This is a genomic window from Pseudomonas salicis, assembly GCF_057128705.1.
In genome coordinates this window covers 585,667-601,882 of sequence record NZ_JBSKHU010000002.1, presented here as the reverse complement: position 1 = coordinate 601,882, position 16,216 = coordinate 585,667, and the positions used below count along the sequence as shown (strand labels likewise).

Annotated in this window: 15 protein-coding genes; 6 read left to right on the top strand and 9 right to left on the bottom strand. The window is 59.9% G+C overall.

Annotated features, from left to right (window positions below):
- Window positions 1-105: 105 nt before the first annotated feature.
- Window positions 106-1,557, bottom strand: a complete 1,452-nt coding sequence (gene pyk / locus ACWKWE_RS08985; protein ID WP_166596542.1) for a pyruvate kinase — start codon at window positions 1,555-1,557, stop codon at window positions 106-108.
- Between the two features lie 188 nt (window positions 1,558-1,745).
- Between pyk and ACWKWE_RS08980 the strand changes: the two genes are divergently transcribed.
- Window positions 1,746-2,120: a tetratricopeptide repeat protein gene (locus ACWKWE_RS08980; RefSeq protein WP_166596543.1), complete on the top strand. Its 375-nt coding sequence runs from the start codon at window positions 1,746-1,748 to the stop codon at window positions 2,118-2,120.
- A 329-nt stretch (window positions 2,121-2,449) separates the two neighbouring features.
- Window positions 2,450-2,809, top strand: a complete 360-nt coding sequence (locus ACWKWE_RS08975) for a PilZ domain-containing protein (RefSeq protein ID WP_166596544.1) — start codon at window positions 2,450-2,452, stop codon at window positions 2,807-2,809.
- Between the two features lie 11 nt (window positions 2,810-2,820).
- On the opposite strand, the gene ACWKWE_RS08970 is transcribed toward ACWKWE_RS08975, so the two are convergent.
- From ACWKWE_RS08970 to ACWKWE_RS08945, 6 genes are read right to left on the bottom strand one after another with little or no spacing between them, the layout of a single operon-like run.
- Window positions 2,821-4,176, bottom strand: a complete 1,356-nt coding sequence (locus tag ACWKWE_RS08970; RefSeq protein WP_166596545.1) for a DUF58 domain-containing protein — start codon at window positions 4,174-4,176, stop codon at window positions 2,821-2,823.
- Window positions 4,173-5,264, bottom strand: a complete 1,092-nt coding sequence (locus tag ACWKWE_RS08965; RefSeq protein ID WP_483850304.1) for an AAA family ATPase — start codon at window positions 5,262-5,264, stop codon at window positions 4,173-4,175. The genes ACWKWE_RS08970 and ACWKWE_RS08965 overlap by 4 nt, the downstream gene beginning before the upstream one ends.
- Complete coding sequence (locus ACWKWE_RS08960; protein ID WP_483850303.1) at window positions 5,261-6,478, bottom strand: DUF4350 domain-containing protein; 1,218 nt, start codon at window positions 6,476-6,478, stop codon at window positions 5,261-5,263. The genes ACWKWE_RS08965 and ACWKWE_RS08960 overlap by 4 nt, the downstream gene beginning before the upstream one ends.
- Window positions 6,475-8,076: a DUF4129 domain-containing protein gene (locus ACWKWE_RS08955; protein WP_483850302.1), complete on the bottom strand. Its 1,602-nt coding sequence runs from the start codon at window positions 8,074-8,076 to the stop codon at window positions 6,475-6,477. Before ACWKWE_RS08955 ends, ACWKWE_RS08960 begins: the two co-directional genes overlap by 4 nt.
- Window positions 8,063-9,043 carry a stage II sporulation protein M gene (locus ACWKWE_RS08950; RefSeq protein WP_483850301.1) on the bottom strand — a complete coding sequence of 327 codons (981 nt, stop codon included), beginning with the start codon at window positions 9,041-9,043 and terminating at the stop codon, window positions 8,063-8,065. Before ACWKWE_RS08950 ends, ACWKWE_RS08955 begins: the two co-directional genes overlap by 14 nt.
- Window positions 9,040-9,777 carry an RDD family protein gene (locus ACWKWE_RS08945; protein WP_483850300.1) on the bottom strand — a complete coding sequence of 246 codons (738 nt, stop codon included), beginning with the start codon at window positions 9,775-9,777 and terminating at the stop codon, window positions 9,040-9,042. Before ACWKWE_RS08945 ends, ACWKWE_RS08950 begins: the two co-directional genes overlap by 4 nt.
- A 183-nt stretch (window positions 9,778-9,960) precedes the next feature.
- Here ACWKWE_RS08945 and sbcB point away from each other — a divergent pair, with 183 nt between their 5' ends.
- On the top strand, window positions 9,961-11,391 hold the full coding sequence (sbcB, locus tag ACWKWE_RS08940) for an exodeoxyribonuclease I (RefSeq protein WP_483850299.1): 1,431 nt from the start codon (window positions 9,961-9,963) through the stop codon (window positions 11,389-11,391).
- Window positions 11,392-11,493: 102 nt separating this feature from the next.
- On the opposite strand, the gene mvaT is transcribed toward sbcB, so the two are convergent.
- Entirely contained in the window at window positions 11,494-11,874 is a 381-nt protein-coding gene (mvaT, locus tag ACWKWE_RS08935; RefSeq protein ID WP_296180015.1) for a histone-like nucleoid-structuring protein MvaT, read from the bottom strand.
- A gap of 351 nt (window positions 11,875-12,225) precedes the next feature.
- On the opposite strand from mvaT, the gene purU reads away from it, so the two are divergent.
- Window positions 12,226-13,077, top strand: a complete 852-nt coding sequence (gene purU, locus ACWKWE_RS08930) for a formyltetrahydrofolate deformylase (protein ID WP_166596552.1) — start codon at window positions 12,226-12,228, stop codon at window positions 13,075-13,077.
- Between the two features lie 142 nt (window positions 13,078-13,219).
- On the top strand, window positions 13,220-13,405 hold the full coding sequence (locus ACWKWE_RS08925) for a hypothetical protein (protein WP_166596553.1): 186 nt from the start codon (window positions 13,220-13,222) through the stop codon (window positions 13,403-13,405).
- On the opposite strand, the gene gpgF is transcribed toward ACWKWE_RS08925, so the two are convergent.
- On the bottom strand, window positions 13,382-14,377 hold the full coding sequence (gpgF, locus tag ACWKWE_RS08920) for a glucosaminyl phosphatidylglycerol flippase (protein WP_166596554.1): 996 nt from the start codon (window positions 14,375-14,377) through the stop codon (window positions 13,382-13,384). The genes ACWKWE_RS08925 and gpgF overlap by 24 nt on opposite strands.
- A 286-nt stretch (window positions 14,378-14,663) precedes the next feature.
- Here gpgF and ACWKWE_RS08915 point away from each other — a divergent pair, with 286 nt between their 5' ends.
- Window positions 14,664-16,154, top strand: a complete 1,491-nt coding sequence (locus ACWKWE_RS08915; RefSeq protein ID WP_166596555.1) for a helicase HerA-like domain-containing protein — start codon at window positions 14,664-14,666, stop codon at window positions 16,152-16,154.
- Window positions 16,155-16,216: the final 62 nt, after the last annotated feature.

The following is a 16,216-nucleotide window of genomic DNA, read 5'->3' as shown; positions in this document are numbered from 1 at the left end:
TCCGCAAGATCGTTGACGCCGGCAAGTCGTGTAGCTACAGAATCTGCGGCATAAAAAAGCCCCACCTGCATCACACAGGTAGGGCTTTTTCATGGCAGCGGCGTCTTACACGATCGGGTCACCAACGTGCAGGATCTTCATGCCATTGGTGCCACCGATGGTGTGGTAGCTGTCACCCTTGGTCAGGATGACCCAGTCGCCTTGCTCGACCAGACCGCGCTTGACCAGTTCGTCCACAGCCGATTGGCTGACCTGACCCGCTGGCAAAGAAGCCGGGTCGAACGGAATGGTATAAACGCCACGGAACATGGCGGCGCGCGCCTGGGTGCCACGGTGCGGGGAGAACGCGTAGATCGGCACCGACGAGCGGATGCGCGACATGATCAGCGGGGTGTAGCCGCTTTCGGTCAACGCGATGATCGCTTTCACGCCCGGAAAGTGGTTGGCGGTGTACATGGCCGCCAGCGCGATGCTCTCGTCGCAACGGGTGAACGAGTGACCGATGCGGTGGCTGGAGGTCTTGCCGGTCGGATGACGTTCGGCACCGACGCAGATGCGCGCCATGGCCTCGACGGCTTCGACAGGGTAGGAACCGGCAGCACTTTCGGCGGACAGCATCACGGCGTCGGTGTAGTCGAGCACGGCGTTGGCCACGTCGGACACTTCGGCGCGAGTCGGCATGGGGCTGGAAATCATCGATTCCATCATCTGCGTGGCCACGATCACCGCTTTGTTGTGGCGACGTGCGTGCAGGATGATTTTCTTCTGGATGCCCACCAGTTCGGCGTCGCCGATTTCCACGCCAAGGTCACCACGGGCCACCATGACGGCGTCACTGGCGCGGATCAAGGCGTCGAGGGTTTCATCGTTGGCAACGGCTTCGGCGCGTTCGATCTTCGCCACCAGCCAGGCGGTACCGCCCGACTCGTCACGCAGCTTGCGGGCGTATTCCATGTCAGCGGCGTCGCGCGGGAAGGAAACGGCCAGGTAGTCCAGGTCCATTTCAGCGGCGAGCTTGATGTCTTGCTTGTCTTTTTCGGTCAGCGCCGGTGCGGTCAGGCCACCACCGCGACGGTTGATGCCTTTGTGGTCCGACAGCGGGCCACCGATGGTCACGGTGCAGTGCAGGGCGTCAGCGGTTTGCGTGTCGACACGCATGACCACGCGTCCGTCGTCGAGCAGCAGTTCGTCACCTACGCCGCAGTCCTTGACCAGATCGGGGTAGTCGATACCCACGACTTCCTGGTTGCCGTCCGTCAGAGGATGGCTGGTGGAGAAGGTGAATTTGTCACCGACTTTCAGCTCGATCTTCTTGTTGGCGAATTTGGCGATACGAATTTTCGGGCCTTGCAAATCCCCCAGCAACGCGACGAAGCGGCCGTTCTTGGCGGCGATGTCACGAATCAGCTTCGCGCGAGCCTTGTGCTCGTCGGGCGTGCCGTGGGAGAAGTTGAGGCGGGCAACGTCCAGGCCCGCAAGAATCAGCTTCTCGATGACTTCTGGCGAATTACTGGCTGGGCCTAGTGTGGCTACGATTTTGGTGCGGCGAACGGACATGCACAAACTCCTTAAATGAAGCGCAGCGGAAGGCTACTACTGTATTGCGCTGTAGTCATTGTTCCTTTGCACTACGTGTTGTCTCTTCAATGTGCGATTGGCCCAGTCTCTACAGGCCGTCGGCGAGCAAATCGCACTTGAAGAAATTCTGTGAGGCGCCGATACAATGCTGAGCACAGGAGACTCTCATGCGAATCGTGATGATATTAGTGGCGCTGGCGGCCTTGAGCGGTTGTACGCGCTGGGCGATGAACAGCCATTTGAACAATGCCAACCGTGCGTACGCCCAGGGCGATTGCGATGCGGTGATGTACAACCTGTCGAAAGTAGACCGCGAAAGCCGCGCCCGTCGGTACGTGCAGCCGGAAGTGTCCATGCTGCGCGGACAGTGCCTTGAACGCCAGAAAATGTACGTCGATGCCATTCAAACGTATCAGTTCATCCTGACCCAGTATCCCTATAGCGAATACGCGTTCCGGGCCAAAGCGCGGATTGATACGTTGCACCAGTTGGGTCATGACAACATGGCGCCTGCCGCCATTCCGAGACCTGCTTCACTGTAATTACACCCGCTTGGATAGACGGTCTTCTTTTTGGGTGGCCTTTGCCAAAGCTTCAGCTAGTCTGCAATCGGTAGGGACCTAAAGATTTCATCACAGGAGTGGCGAAGGGCACTCTGATATTCGAACGCGTTGATCACTTGAACCCGGTGGTTAGCGCGAAATCGAATAATCAGATCAGTGACTTCGGTTATGGCTGGTGAGTCAGATGACGTCCCTGTTGTAATGAACAGGTGGGTTCGAGCGTTTCGTCGTCTGTGCCGTTCACGTGCGACCGGACCCCTTTGCATTAGCAAGGCCATGCTCAATGGTCATTCGAGGACCTTTGTCCAATGCTCAACGAAAGACGAATCGAGCGTCACCAGCTCCCGTATTACCTTCAGGTATTCAATCGGTATACCGATAAGCCGCTGGGTTGCCTGGGAAACGTTTCAGAACAAGGCCTGATGTTGATCAGCGATCTTCCCATTCTGGTGGGCGCGGATTTCCAGTTGCGCCTGAAAGTGCCGGACGGGAAGAACGGGCTGTACAACATCGACATCAACGCCAGTTGCTTGTGGTGTCAGGAAGATGAAACGCCGGGTGTCTACGACTCGGGCTTCAAGCTTCAGGCTGCGCCTCCCGAGTATTACGACTTGATTCAGGCGTTGCAGCGTTATTTCAGCTTTTATCCTCTGGAGGCGTCGGCCTGACCAGGGCGCGCTTATAACGTACCTGCCTTCTTCCAGCTTAAATAGCGACTCACCAATTGCGGCCCCAATTCGCCGGGCCGCACATCCAGCACGGGAATACCATGGGCGGTCAAACGCTCATGCAAGCTCGCGCGTGCGTTGAGAAACTCCACCGTGCCGCAGTAATCGAGGGCCTGTTGCCAGGTTTGTACGGGGGCGTGTCGTTGTTCGTCCAGCACGTTTTCCCGAAGGCTGGCGATCAGCACCCGGTGATGGCGGCTCAGCTGTTTGACGGCGCCGAGCAACTCTTCGTCGTCCTCATCCCGCAAGTTGGTCACCAACACGACCAGGGCCCGACGCTTTTGCCGGATCAGTAACTGTCGGACGGCGGCGCTGTAGTCGGCAGGTCGCTGGGTGCTGTTGAGATCGTAAACGTGGTTCAGTAACACATTGAGCTGCGCCGCGCCCTTGACCGGTGACAGATGCCGATTCGCGTCAGCGGCGAAGGTCGAGACGCCGACGGCATCACCTTGTCGAAGCGCGACGTAACCCAGCAACAGGCAGGCGTTGAGGGCATGGTCGAAATGCGTCAACTCGCCGTCCTGGCTGCGCATTCGGCGTCCGCAATCGAGCAGGAAGACAATCTGCTGATCGCGCTCGTCCTGGTACTCCCTGGCGATCGGCGTGCGTTGGCGCGCCGTCGCTTTCCAGTCGATCTGCCTCAGGCTGTCGCCCTCTCGAAACTCGCGCAGTTGATTGAATTCCAGCCCCAACCCCCGACGCTGGCGCTGACGAATACCGATCTGACTGAGCCAGTTGTCCACTGCCAGCAACTGGCCGTTGTGCAGCCGGGCAAAATCCGGGTAGACCCTGGCGGCATTGCAGACAGGCACATAGCGTCGCGACAGCCAAAGGCGCAGCGGGCTACGTAGCTGAACTTCGATGCGTTCGAAGGCGAAGTGCCCGCGGCTGGTGGGACGAAGGCGGTAGGTCAATTGCGCTTTGCGCTGCGGGCGCAGAACGATGTCTTGAGGCAGATATTCGGTTTCGTACTGATTGCCGGGCCCTTGAGGGCCGTGGTCGAACAGGGTCAGTGGCACGCTGCGCAGAAAGTCGTGTTCGAGTTCCACGCGCACGTCGCTCCAACGCCCCAGCGCCAGACTGCCCGGTACGTGGCGTTGCAGGCGAGGCGAGGGGAGCCGCCAGAGCCAGAAGGCGTCCAGCGCGATCAACACACCCATCACGCAAAACACTGCCCAGAACAGCCCGTCGAGCTTGGCGGCTGGTCCGCGCCCCAACGCCTGAAACACGCCCAGCAGCAACGCGACGGCGGCCAGGGCGGCCAGCCACCACAACAGGCGTGTCGAGGGCTTGAGCAGTTGTTTCATTGGCGCGGCGCCGCCACCTGATCCAGCAACTGTTTGAGCACTTGATCCACCGACAGGCCTTCGATGTCCAGTTCCGGCGACAGCCTGACCCGATGGCGCAAGACAGCCAGTGCGCAGCCTTTGATGTCATCGGGAATCACGAATTCACCGCCGCGCAGCAAGGCCCGGGCCCGACCGCCGCGGACCAGTGCAATCGACGCTCGCGGGCCTGCGCCCAAGGTCAAACCCGGCCACGTACGGGTGGCTCGTGCCAGGCGTACGGCGTAATCCAGCACTTGTTCGTCAACGGGCAAGTCGCTGGCAATGCGTTGCAGCGCCTGAACGTCCTTGGCCTGCATCAAGGTTCGAAGGGGCTGAACGTCGAGCATGTCCGAGCGGGTGGAACGCGTGACCTGGCGCACCATGTCCAGCTCCTGCTCGGCCTGGGGGTAGTCCATGCGCAGCTTGAGCATGAACCGGTCAAGCTCGGCTTCGGGCAGCGGGTAGGTGCCTTCCTGTTCGATAGGGTTTTGTGTCGCCAGCACCATGAACGGCTGCGGCACAGGCAGGGCGCGACCTTCGAGGGTCACCTGCCGCTCCTGCATGGCTTCCAGCAACGCGGCCTGGGTTTTGGCGGGGGCGCGGTTGATCTCGTCCGCCAGCAGCAGGTTAGTGAAGAGCGGCCCTTTGCGGAGCTTGAACTGCTCGGTCTGCATATCGTAAACGGCATGGCCGGTGACATCGCTGGGCATCAGGTCGGGGGTGAACTGAATGCGGGCGAACTCGCCACCGAAGCAGCGGGCAAGGGCGCGAACGAGTAAGGTCTTCCCAAGACCGGGAACGCCTTCGAGCAACACGTGGCCGCCGCCGATCAACGCCGTGAGGACGTCATCGATGACCGCATTCTGGCCGATCACGGCTTTCTGCAGTTCATGCCGGACTGCCTGGGCAAGATGGATGGCACGCTGTCGCTGCTGCGCCGGATGGCTGGCGGGAGGTAATTGCGCGTCGGTGGTTTTCGCCTCCCCGTGTTCCAGAGTGGCGGCGGGTTCGGGATGTTCCGGAACGGTGTCTACGCTGCTCGACGGCGGTGTCGGATGATCGCTCATAAGGCATTCCTGAGGGTTTGCAGGTAGGCAACCTGACGGGTGAATTCGGGGCTCGACAGACGCTCTTCAAGGCGCGGACGCAGGGCTTGACCGATGGCACTGGTGGGCTGTCGGGTGATGCGTGCCAGCCATTGCCATTGTTCGGTCACCGGCAGCGCTTCGAAGCCGGGATGACGTTGTCGGGCGCGGCGCAGGATGTCCTGCTGCAAGGCACGTAGCAACGCATGTTGTCCCTTGCGCCGCAGAATGAAGTCGACGCTGGCGCGTAAATGCTCGCCGAGTTGACGTCGGGCACGAGAAGGCTCCGGCAGCAATGGACCTTGCCGCATGCCGCTGTGCCACAGCCCGGCACCGATGCACAGGGCCAGCGCGAAGAGCGCCTGGGGGAAGTATTTCCACAGAAGGCCGAACACGTCTTCATGATCGGTCCGCAGCAGCAGGGTCACGGCGCTGTCCTGGCTCAAATACCACATCAGCCAGGCGTTGTCGTATTTACCAATGGCGCGGGTTTTCCACAGGTCGGCGTCGGTGAGGACCGTGATCAGGCCACTGCCGTAGACCATCTGCAGCATGTGCGTGGCATCGGCGCTGTTGGCCCATGACTGTGCATGATCCTGAGGATCGTCCAGATGGAAGGCCGGGTCGAAGCTCATGTAGGCCGGTTCGTTTTCGTTTTGTACGTAAAGCCGGGTCAGTTCTGGCCACGGCGTGTCCGGCGCCTTGATGTCAGGCGTGGTCAGCGGAATGATCGGCTTGATCTGCTCACGTTCGCGCCGTCGATCCTGCTCGCGCACATCGCGGGTCATGAACTGGCGGATCTGCAGCTGGTCGAGCAGCAGGTCGCCGCTTCGGCCCTTCTTCTCATCCCATAACTGTTCGGCGACGAACAGCAGCCGCCCTCCCGCCTGCACCCAGGTCAGCAGGCGCGTCACTTCAGCAGGTGTCATCTTTTCGCGGGTGTCCAGCAGCATCAGGGTCTGTGGCTTCTCCTTGATGTCGGGAAGCGTGGTGAGCGCCTGGGTGACGCTGACGGTGAGCCCGCGCTGACGCAGAAACGTTTCGGCGGCGAGATAAGGGTTGGCACGCACTTCAGGCGATGGCCCTTGGTCGACGACTTCTTCGTAGTGTTCAAGTTGCTTGAACAGCGGCACGGCGGCGCCGACGAGGCCAAGCACCACCACGGCGATGACAAGCAGCCACGTGCCACGGCTCATGATGGGACCCCGTGCGCGAACAGTCGCCGCCAGTCTTCACAGAGCGTCTTCTGCACATCGCCCGGAGGAAGTTGATGGCCGTAGGCGAGGTTCTGCCAGTGGCGTGTCAGTTCATGGCTAAAGGCGTGCAGCGGCGGCTGATTCAGTGCCGTCACGCGCTCCAGCACCTGACTTTCCGTGTCGGCGTTTTTCAGCGGCAATTGATAGTCGTTGATCAATCGGCTCAGCAGCGCGCGATACAACAGGCTCAGGGCTTCGCGGGGGGATTGCGCCCAGAGTTTTTCCGCTGCCGCTGCAACATCGTTCGGCAGACTTTCTACGTTCACTTGCAGGCCAAACAGTTGCCGGGGCGCGTCACGTCGAGGGCGCAGGGCGGGTTTGCCCTTGCTGACAAAGGTGCCGAACCATGCCCGATAGCGCCAGACGACCCACGCGACGATCAGCGCGACCAATGTCCACAACAGCACCTGAAACACTGTCGACAGGGTTTTGCCGATGTTGAGCAGATTCATTACCAGCTTCACCAGCCATTGCGGGGTGTCGCTGTTCTTGCCGGCTTTCGCGCCGTGCTTTTGATCGGCCAGACGCCAGCCCGACACCGCCTTTGGATTCTTGAAGGGCGGATTGTCCAGCACCGCTTTGATCGCGGCTTGCGACGCTTCGCTGGTCAGTGGTTGATTCAGCAGTCGCGGCGTGCCAGGTGCTGCGACCTGTTCTTCGGTCTGGGGCAGATCCAATGGCGGCAAAGGACAGCTGTAACCCGATTCGTCAACGGGCTCGGTCGCCATCGCGGGGGAGGGTGAAAAACCGAAGACCAGAGAAACGCCCACCAACAGCACGTAGGCGCTGCCGATCACCCGTTGCCGCAAGCGGCGGAAGGCCAGTTCGATGTCCCAGGATTCCAGTGTCGTCCGACGGTTGAGGTAGAGAGTAAAACCGCATGACACGTAAATGGGGCCCCACAGCACCAAGACCAAGGCATAGAAACCATTGGTCAAATGTTCCAGCCAGTTCCAGTTGCCCTCAATGTCCAGCAGGCTGCGCCACGACCAGTCCAGTTCGACCTGCTGAGGGATGAGCGCATAGAACAGCAGCATCAGACCTATCCAGAAGCACATTTCGAGTGTGCTGCCCAAGGAGGTCAGGCAGCGGACGACACGCAGATTTTTCTCGCCTAGCACGGCGATGCGTTGTGCTCGCTGAAGACCGTCCAGTCCTTCCAGTTGCTGCACCGGTAGATAGAAGCTGCGACTGAGGCTGAATCGCCGCCAGGTGAGGCTGGCAAGCAGTTGGGGTTTAAGCGCGCGCGGCCAGGCTTTCAGCGCTTCTTTAAGGGTGGGCGGCGTGCCGAACAGCGCTTGTGACAGGATCAGCAGCGGCAGTCGTTCGTACGCGGGTTTCAACCACCAGAACAGCAGGACAGCGATGGAAGGGTAATCCCAGAGCAGGGCTGTCAGCAGCGCGAAGAGTGGCAGCGTGACGATCGCCCAACTCGTCATCAGCAAACGCCGATGCTCACGTGCCAACAGCACGCCGAGGTCGACGGCTTCCCAGGGGTTGCGCGGGCGTATGGCGACGCGGGCTTCAGTCAGGCGCATGGGCGGAGCGTCCGGCGAAGATCAGGTAAGCGGAAACCAGCGCCCACAGCACAGCGCCCACCAGGTATTTGGTCGTGGGCTGAGGCCATGTCATGGACGACCAGTACGCCTCTATAAAGGCGGCAATGAGCAAGAACAGCATGACCCCCCCGATCAGGCGCACGCTGGTTTTGGCCGCCACTCGCAATGCTTCGCCTCGACGCAGCGGCCCGGGCGCCAGCAACGCCCAGCCGAGCTTCAACCCGGCGGCACCTGCCAGCGCGATGGCGGTCAGCTCGAAGGCGCCGTGACCCACGACGAACGGCCAGAAGGTCTCGCCAAAGCCCACATCGGTGAGGTGTCCCGCGACCGCGCCGATCATCAGGCCGTTGAAGAACAGGAAAAACAGGCTGCCCAGTCCGAACAGCAAACCGCTGGCGAAGGTCTGAAACGCGATGCCGATGTTGTGCATGATGTAGTAGCCGAACATCAGCCAGTCGGTGCTCGATGCACGTTCCGCCGCTTGGCCGATACGCCGCGCTGCCGGGTCGTACATGCCTTCCATTTCCCCGACTTGAGCGGGGCTGACCACGCTGTAGATCAGGTCCGGCCAGGCGTAGACCAGCACGCCCATGAGGATCAGGCTGCCAAAGAACAGAGCGCCCGCCAGTGCGACCAGCCGCCACTCCGAACGCACCAGACGAGGGAAGTCCGCCAGCACGAAGCTCAGCAGTTGCGCAGCGAACTGGCTGCGATGGCGGTACAGCTGTTGGTGCCCGCGCATCGCCAATTGTTGCAAAGGGTCGATCAGGTAGCTGCTGTAGCCACGCTCCTGAGCCAGCGCCAGTTGCTGACAGATTTGCCGGTACGCTTCGGCGAAACCGTCGCCCGCTTCGTTCTTGCGCCGACTGCGTTCCAGCGCATCCAGGCGTTCCGCGAAACGTTGCCAGTCACCCTGATGGCGTTGTTCGAACTGGCTCTGTTTCATGCCGAACCCGCCAGGCCGCGAGCGATGCCGTTCACCTGGGTCACGGCGTGTTCGGGCGGGAGGTGCGTGGGCATCTGCAGGACGGGAACGAGTATCGCCGCCAGTTCCTGGCCGCGAGCAGCGGAGAGGTCATGCTGTCGTTCAGCAAAGGACAGCACCGCCCGCTGTTCTTCAAGTGTCAGGATCAAGGGCGCGGCGACGGCGGGAACGTCGGGCAGTGAGGGACGGGAAATCGACGCGTCGCGGTAAATCACCAGCGTACCTGCCGCCAGATCACCGAGCCGTTTGAAGAGGGGGTGCTGAAGGCAGGCGAACGCGCCTACGCTGTAGCCGAAGGGCAGCATGTCGACGAATCGCAACAGATTGCGCAGCAGCGAAGCAGACCAACCGACCGGCGTGCCGTCATCGTGGACCACGCGCAGCCCCATGAGCTGTTTGCCAGGCGTGCGGCCTTGGTGCAGGACTTCGAACAGCACCATGTACCACCAATTGATGAGAAACAGCGCCAGCACGAACAGCCCGGTGCCGAACTCCCCGAAGGCGTCGAGCAAGAAAAACAGCCCCACCAGCAGGACGCCGCGAATCAGCAGGTCAAACGCGAACGCAAGTGACCGCGACAGCAGCCCAGCCGGTCTCAACACCAGGTCGATGCCTTCCGGGGTTTCGAGGCGGATGCGGGTGTCCAGTGGAGCAGGCTGCGCAGCATTCCTTGGCCAAGCGTGCGAAGAGGACATTGTCGGTGGGGGTACGCCAGAAAATAAAGCCTGATGCTAGCCAGCACGGCAGTCCTAAGCAACCGGATGATTCGGAAGCATCGTGTGGGAAATGTCTTTAAACACTTCTGGCCGGCCTTAGGGTGGGCAGGGCGTGGAAGTCGATCTGGTAGACTTCGCCGGTCTTCTGCTCAGGATCAGCCCGTGACTTCCAGCATTTTCTGGTACGACTACGAAACCACCGGCATCAATCCGCGCAACGACCGGCCGCTCCAGGTGGCGGGGATTCGCACGGACGATCAACTCAACGAGATATCCGAGCCGGTCAATCTTTACTGTCAGCCCAGCGATGACATCCTTCCGCACCCGGCTGCATGTCTGGTCACGGGCATCACACCGGCGCGTCTGGCGGAAAAGGGTTTGTGTGAGGCCGACTTCATGACCCGCGTGCATGCCGAACTGTCGCTGCCGGGTACGTGCGGTGCTGGCTATAACACCTTGCGGTTCGACGACGAAATGACGCGCTACAGCCTGTACCGTAACTTTTTCGACCCCTATGGTCGGGAGTGGCAGGGGGGCAATAGCCGTTGGGATCTGATCGATGTCGTGCGCACGGCCTATGCGTTGCGTCCGGAGGGCATTGTCTGGCCGGAAGAGGAAGGACGCGTCACGCTCAAACTTGAGCGGCTGACCGCTGCAAATGGTATCGACCACGGGCAGGCTCACGACGCGCTTTCCGATGTTCGTGCCACCCTTGCACTGGCGCGGCTCATCCGTGACAAGCAACCCAAGCTTTACGACTATCTTTTTCAGTTGCGCAGTAAACACAAGGTCCAGGAGCAGGTTCGTTTGCTGCAACCGCTGGTGCATATATCGGGACGTTTTTCGGCGGCGCGTAGTTACCTGGGTGTAGTGCTCCCGTTGGCGTGGCACCCCATCAACCGCAACGCGCTGATTGTCTGTGACCTGTTTCACGATCACCGCCCATTACTGGACGAAGACGCACAGACCCTGCGTCAGCGTTTATATACCCGTCGCGAGGATTTACTGGAGGGGCAATTTCCGGTTCCTCTTAAACTACTGCATATAAACAAATGCCCGGTAGTCGCGCCATTGAGTGTCTTGCGTGAGGAAGACCGTCAGCGCCTGCACATCGATCTGAGCGTCTACAAAGAGCGCGTTCATCAGCTGAACGAAGGTCAGGCGATCTGGCTGGAAAAGTTGAAAGAGGTTTATGCCAGTGATGATTTCGCTGTCAGCGAAGACCCGGAACAACAGTTATATGATGGATTTATTAACGACAGGGATCGCCGTCTTTGTGAACAGGTTCGCATGGCAGAGCCACAACAACTAGCGAGCGACCCGTGGCCCTTCGATGATCCGCGACTTCCCGAGTTGTTATTTCGCTACCGGGCTCGCAACTTTGCTGAAACCCTGACGGTCACCGAACAGCAGCGCTGGCTGGGGTTTTGCCAGGAGCGTCTCATCAATCCCCAGGCAGGGGCGCCCAATACCCTGAAAGCCTTTACCAAGGCGTTGATAGAGCTGTCGTTGAAAGCATCGCCGGAGCAGCTCAAGGTACTGTCCGAGTGGCAGGATTATTCGATACAACTCAAGCACCGCCTGGGAATCTGAGTGCGCGGTTGAGATAAAAAACCTGCCATAAAAAACGCCAGCTTTCGCTGGCGTTTTTGGGTCGCACATCACTGCACAACGGCTGTTGCAATACGCGAGCTATTAGCCCAGCAGAGTTGCCCAGCTTTCAACCTCGTCACCGCCCCACTTGGCTTTCCACTCTTTCAGCGTCTTGTGGTTGCCACCTTTGGTTTCGATGATTTCGCCGTTATGCGGGTTCTTGTATTGCTTGACCTTGCGCGCACGCTTGGTGCCGGTAGTTTTGACTGCGGCGCCGCCACGTGGGGCTTTCAACTTGGAATCTGGATCCAGCAACGCGATGATGTCGCGCAGGGATTTTTGATATTCGCCCATCAGGGTGCGCAGTTTGCCTTCGAACTCAAGTTCCTTTTGCAGTTTGTCGTCCTGTTGCAGATTTTGCAGACGAGCTTGCAGTTCTTTGATGGCTTCTTCTGTTGCGCGGTATTCGTTGATCAGGGACATGAGGGCTACCTGTGTGGTGATGGGCAGGGTGTAATGACGCAATAATAGTCACAGTATTTGCGCAAGTAAACATTTAAGAAATGTTTTATCTGTCGCATTTTGAAATAGCCCACTCACATGCAGGCGACCATCAAACAAGTGTCGTGGAGAGGTAGCGTAAAATACCGGGGCTATTTAGTAGGTTTATTGACGCCGAGTTTCGTGTCGGGCTGTGCAGCGCAGGAACAGCTACCCATTACCGCTGATCGGCATGGGTTTCGGGGGCTGTGAAATCAGTGCAAGGAGGCTGCTGCACAGCGGGCGGGTAATCGCTAGAATAGCCGCCTTTGCGAAGTTCTGGAGTTTCCCCTCATGCGCACTTTTCGTCTGGTGATTGCTTGCCCGGACCGTGTCGGTATCGTTGCCAAAGTCAGTAACTTTCTGGCGACCTACAACGGCTGGATTACCGAAGCAAGTCATCACTCTGACAACCTCAGCGGCTGGTTTTTCATGCGCCATGAAATCCGTGCCGATACCTTGCCGTTCGATCTGGAAGGTTTCCGTGAAGCGTTCACGCCTATCGCCGAAGAATTTGGCATGGACTGGCGCATCACCGATTCGGACCAAAAGAAGCGCGTCGTACTCATGGCGAGCCGTGAATCCCATTGCCTGGCCGACCTGCTGCACCGTTGGCACAGCGACGAACTGGACTGCGAGATCGCCTGCGTGATCTCCAACCATCAGGACCTGCGCAGCATGGTCGAGTGGCACGACATCCCTTATTACCACGTGCCAGTGGACCCAAAAGACAAGGAGCCAGCGTTCGCCGAAGTTTCGCGTCTGGTCAAACAGCACGACGCCGATGTCGTGGTCCTGGCGCGCTACATGCAGATTCTGCCGCCGCAACTGTGCCGCGAGTATGCGCATCAGGTGATTAACATTCATCACAGCTTCCTGCCATCGTTCGTGGGCGCCAAGCCTTATCACCAGGCATCGCTGCGCGGTGTGAAGCTGATTGGTGCGACGTGCCACTATGTGACCGAAGAGCTGGACGCGGGCCCGATCATCGAGCAGGACGTCGTGCGTGTCACCCACCGCGACAGCATCGAGAACATGGTGCGTTTCGGCCGTGACGTGGAAAAGATGGTGTTGGCCCGCGGCTTGCGCGCTCACCTGGAAGACCGCGTGCTGGTGCACGACAACAAGACTGTGGTGTTTGACTAAACTCGAACGGCGCTACTCTGTGAGGGAGCGAAATCATTCGCGAGGAGTCTGCCAGGGCGATACATCTCTATCGTCTGGAAGATTTTTCGCGATGAATTCGCCCCCACAGAATCCATCCCCCGAACCCTGAGGGGTTGCTGCAATGGTCAATCCACTCGACAAAGCCACCTCCAAAGCCCCACCGACGCTTGGCGAAGGCTGCCTCAGTCGCTATGACCCCGACGCCTTGTCGCCTGATGACGGCACCGAGTTCGAGGGCGCTGAGCAACTCTGGGAGCAGGTCAAGCCCGACGCCGAAGACGAATCAAGGCGTCTTGATCCGCAATAGTTTCATGAGCAACGGCTTGCCGACCATCAGCAAGAAAACCGGACCGCCTGCGACGAGATAAAAGTAATAGGTCACGATTCGCCAGATCAGAATCGCCGCTGCTGCGGTCGATTTTCCCACCATGGGCGCTAACAACGCCGCTGACGTTAATTCCGCCGCCCCGGCGCCACCCGGCGAGAGGCTGAATTGCCCCGCGCTCAACGACAGCATCTGGACCAGAAACGTCCAGGCCCAGTCGATGTCCACGCCGAGCCCGAGCAACGCCAGGTACAGCACGCTATAGCGCAATCCCCAATGCACGCACGTCAGCAGGAATACCTTGAACAGCACGCGATGAGGCATCTTCCAGGTTTCGGCCAGCGCGTCGCGAAAATGCAGGAGCTTGCGGGCCCAACGGATGCGCGAAGCGTTCTTGCGTTTGAGGCGCTTGAGCAATCTGCCGTTGAACAAAATGATCCGGCGGTGATATCGAGCGAATCCTGCACAGACACACAGCCCGGCCCCGATCAGCAGGGCGCTGGCGATGAGCATCCATTCCAGATTTTCACTGAGTTTGTGGAACACCGCATAGATGAGGATGCCGATCAGGGCGAGCAGAAAAAACACCAGGTCATTGAGCTGGTCGGTGGCAAAGGCTGCCGTACTTTTGGCCGGGCCAATGCCGCAGCGTGACAGCAACGCTACGAGGGTGAGCGGTGCGCCGCTGCCACCCGGCGTGGCGCTGTAGGCGAATTCGGTGGCCATGACCACGCCCAGACTCTTGCGCATCCCCAACCCGTTGGCGCTCTCGCCGAGCAACAAACGTAAGCGCATGGTGTTCGCGCACCAACCCACCAGCACCATGCCGAACATCGCCAGAAACAGAGGGAGCGGGAAGTTGCGCAAGCGATGGAACATGTCCATGCCGCCCATGAACAGCGGAATCAGCAGGGCGAGGACCAGCACGGCTGCCAGCCAAAAGAGTCGCTTCACGCGCAGAACCTGCCGGAGCGTCGCACAAAATGGCTGCGCAAAAGGGATAGCCTAAGAGCGCGCGCCTTGGCGTCGGGTCGGGCTGCATTGAGCATCTTGGGCGTATCCTCCATTTTTCGTCCTGGATTGACCGCTCGCACAGGCGGGTGTTCGGTGAGCACCGATGGCCTCGTTGGGTGAACTAGAGTGAAGGGGCCGACTCGGGTTGGCAATCTTCGATGCAGAAGAGTCGAGTGCGTCGCCTCGGTTTCTCTGCACATAAACAATGCGATCTCTGGGTGAAGACATGCCGGATTCTCAAGACATTCTTATCGGCGCCGGGCTGGACGGTCAGCCCATTGGGCAGGCGTTGCGTCTGGCCAATCGTCATGGGCTGGTGGCGGGCGCGACGGGCACCGGGAAGACCGTGACGTTGCAGCGCTTGGCAGAAGCGTTCAGTGATGCAGGCGTGGCCGTGTTCGCGGCCGATATCAAAGGCGACCTGTGCGGCCTGGGGGCGGCGGGCAATCCTCAGGGCAAGATCGCCGAACGCATCGCCGGTATGCCGTGGTTGAACCACTCACCTCGGGCATACCCCGTCACGCTGTGGGATGTACAGGGGCAGTCGGGTCATCCTCTGCGCACGACGCTGTCTGAAATGGGCCCGCTGCTGCTCGGAAGTCTGCTTGAGCTGACTGACAGCCAGCAATCGGCCCTGTACGCAGCGTTCAAGGTGGCTGACAGAGAGGGCTTGTTGCTCCTGGATATCAAAGACCTCAAGGCGCTGCTCAATTACCTGCGTGAACAACCGGCAGCGCTGGGCGAAGACAGTGCGTTGATGACCACCGGCTCCAGCCAGGCGCTGTTGCGTCGGTTGGCCGTGCTGGAACAACAGGGTGCCGAAGCTTTGTTCGGCGAGCCCGCTTTGCAATTGGAAGACATCCTGCAGCCAGCAAGTGATGGGCGAGGGCGCATTCATTTGCTGGACGCCAGCCGTTTGGTGCACGAGGCGCCAAAGGTGTACGCGACGTTTCTGTTATGGCTGCTGGCCGAATTGTTCGAGCAACTTCCGGAACGTGGCGATGCCGATAAGCCTTTGCTGGCCCTGTTTTTCGACGAGGCGCACTTGTTGTTCGCGGACACGCCCAAAGCCTTGCAAGACCGACTTGAGCAGGTGGTGCGGTTAATTCGCTCCAAAGGGGTGGGCGTGTATTTCGTCACACAGTCGCCGGGGGATCTGCCGGACACCATCCTGGCGCAGCTCGGTTTGCGCATTCAGCACGGCCTTCGAGCATTCACCAGCAAGGAGCAGAAATCCCTCAAGGCGGTGGCTGACGGGTTTCGACCCAATCCCGAGTTCGACGCGTTGACGGTGCTCACTGAACTGGGCATTGGCGAAGCGTTGGTCGGGACGTTGCAGGAAAAAGGCACGCCGGAGATCGTCAGACGGGTGCTGGTGGCGCCACCGCAATCGAGAATCGGCCCGTTGACCGAGTCGGAGCGGGCAGGGCTGATCGCTCAGTCGCCGCTGGCCGGACGCTATGACAAGCCAGTGGATCGTGAGTCTGCCTATGAGATGTTACTGGCCCGCAAGGGGCCTGCGGTCGATCCGGCGCATCCCGCTGCGACCGAGGAAAAGTCGGAAGGCGGATTTGCGGACATGGCGGGCGGGTTTCTGGGGGGATTGGCGGGGCAGGCGGTCAAGAGCGCGATGCGACAGGCTGCGAATCAGATCGGCCGGGAGTTGGTGCGCGGCTTGATGGGGTCGTTGCTGGGTGGAAGCAAGAAACGGCGTTAAGCATTTAGGTCACTGCAGAAAACGAAATGCCCACTGTGGGAGTGGGCATTTTCATTTCTATC

Coding starts and splice junctions, on each gene's coding strand:
- pyk (WP_166596542.1), bottom strand. CDS start 1,557: ATGTCCGTTCGCCGCACCAAAATCGTAGCCACACTAGGCCCAGCCAGT.
- ACWKWE_RS08980 (WP_166596543.1), top strand. CDS start 1,746: ATGCGAATCGTGATGATATTAGTGGCGCTGGCGGCCTTGAGCGGTTGT.
- ACWKWE_RS08975 (WP_166596544.1), top strand. CDS start 2,450: ATGCTCAACGAAAGACGAATCGAGCGTCACCAGCTCCCGTATTACCTT.
- ACWKWE_RS08970 (WP_166596545.1), bottom strand. CDS start 4,176: ATGAAACAACTGCTCAAGCCCTCGACACGCCTGTTGTGGTGGCTGGCC.
- ACWKWE_RS08965 (WP_483850304.1), bottom strand. CDS start 5,264: ATGAGCGATCATCCGACACCGCCGTCGAGCAGCGTAGACACCGTTCCG.
- ACWKWE_RS08960 (WP_483850303.1), bottom strand. CDS start 6,478: ATGAGCCGTGGCACGTGGCTGCTTGTCATCGCCGTGGTGGTGCTTGGC.
- ACWKWE_RS08955 (WP_483850302.1), bottom strand. CDS start 8,076: ATGCGCCTGACTGAAGCCCGCGTCGCCATACGCCCGCGCAACCCCTGG.
- ACWKWE_RS08950 (WP_483850301.1), bottom strand. CDS start 9,043: ATGAAACAGAGCCAGTTCGAACAACGCCATCAGGGTGACTGGCAACGT.
- ACWKWE_RS08945 (WP_483850300.1), bottom strand. CDS start 9,777: ATGTCCTCTTCGCACGCTTGGCCAAGGAATGCTGCGCAGCCTGCTCCA.
- mvaT (WP_296180015.1), bottom strand. CDS start 11,874: ATGTCCCTGATCAACGAATACCGCGCAACAGAAGAAGCCATCAAAGAA.
- purU (WP_166596552.1), top strand. CDS start 12,226: ATGCGCACTTTTCGTCTGGTGATTGCTTGCCCGGACCGTGTCGGTATC.
- ACWKWE_RS08925 (WP_166596553.1), top strand. CDS start 13,220: ATGGTCAATCCACTCGACAAAGCCACCTCCAAAGCCCCACCGACGCTT.
- ACWKWE_RS08915 (WP_166596555.1), top strand. CDS start 14,664: ATGCCGGATTCTCAAGACATTCTTATCGGCGCCGGGCTGGACGGTCAG.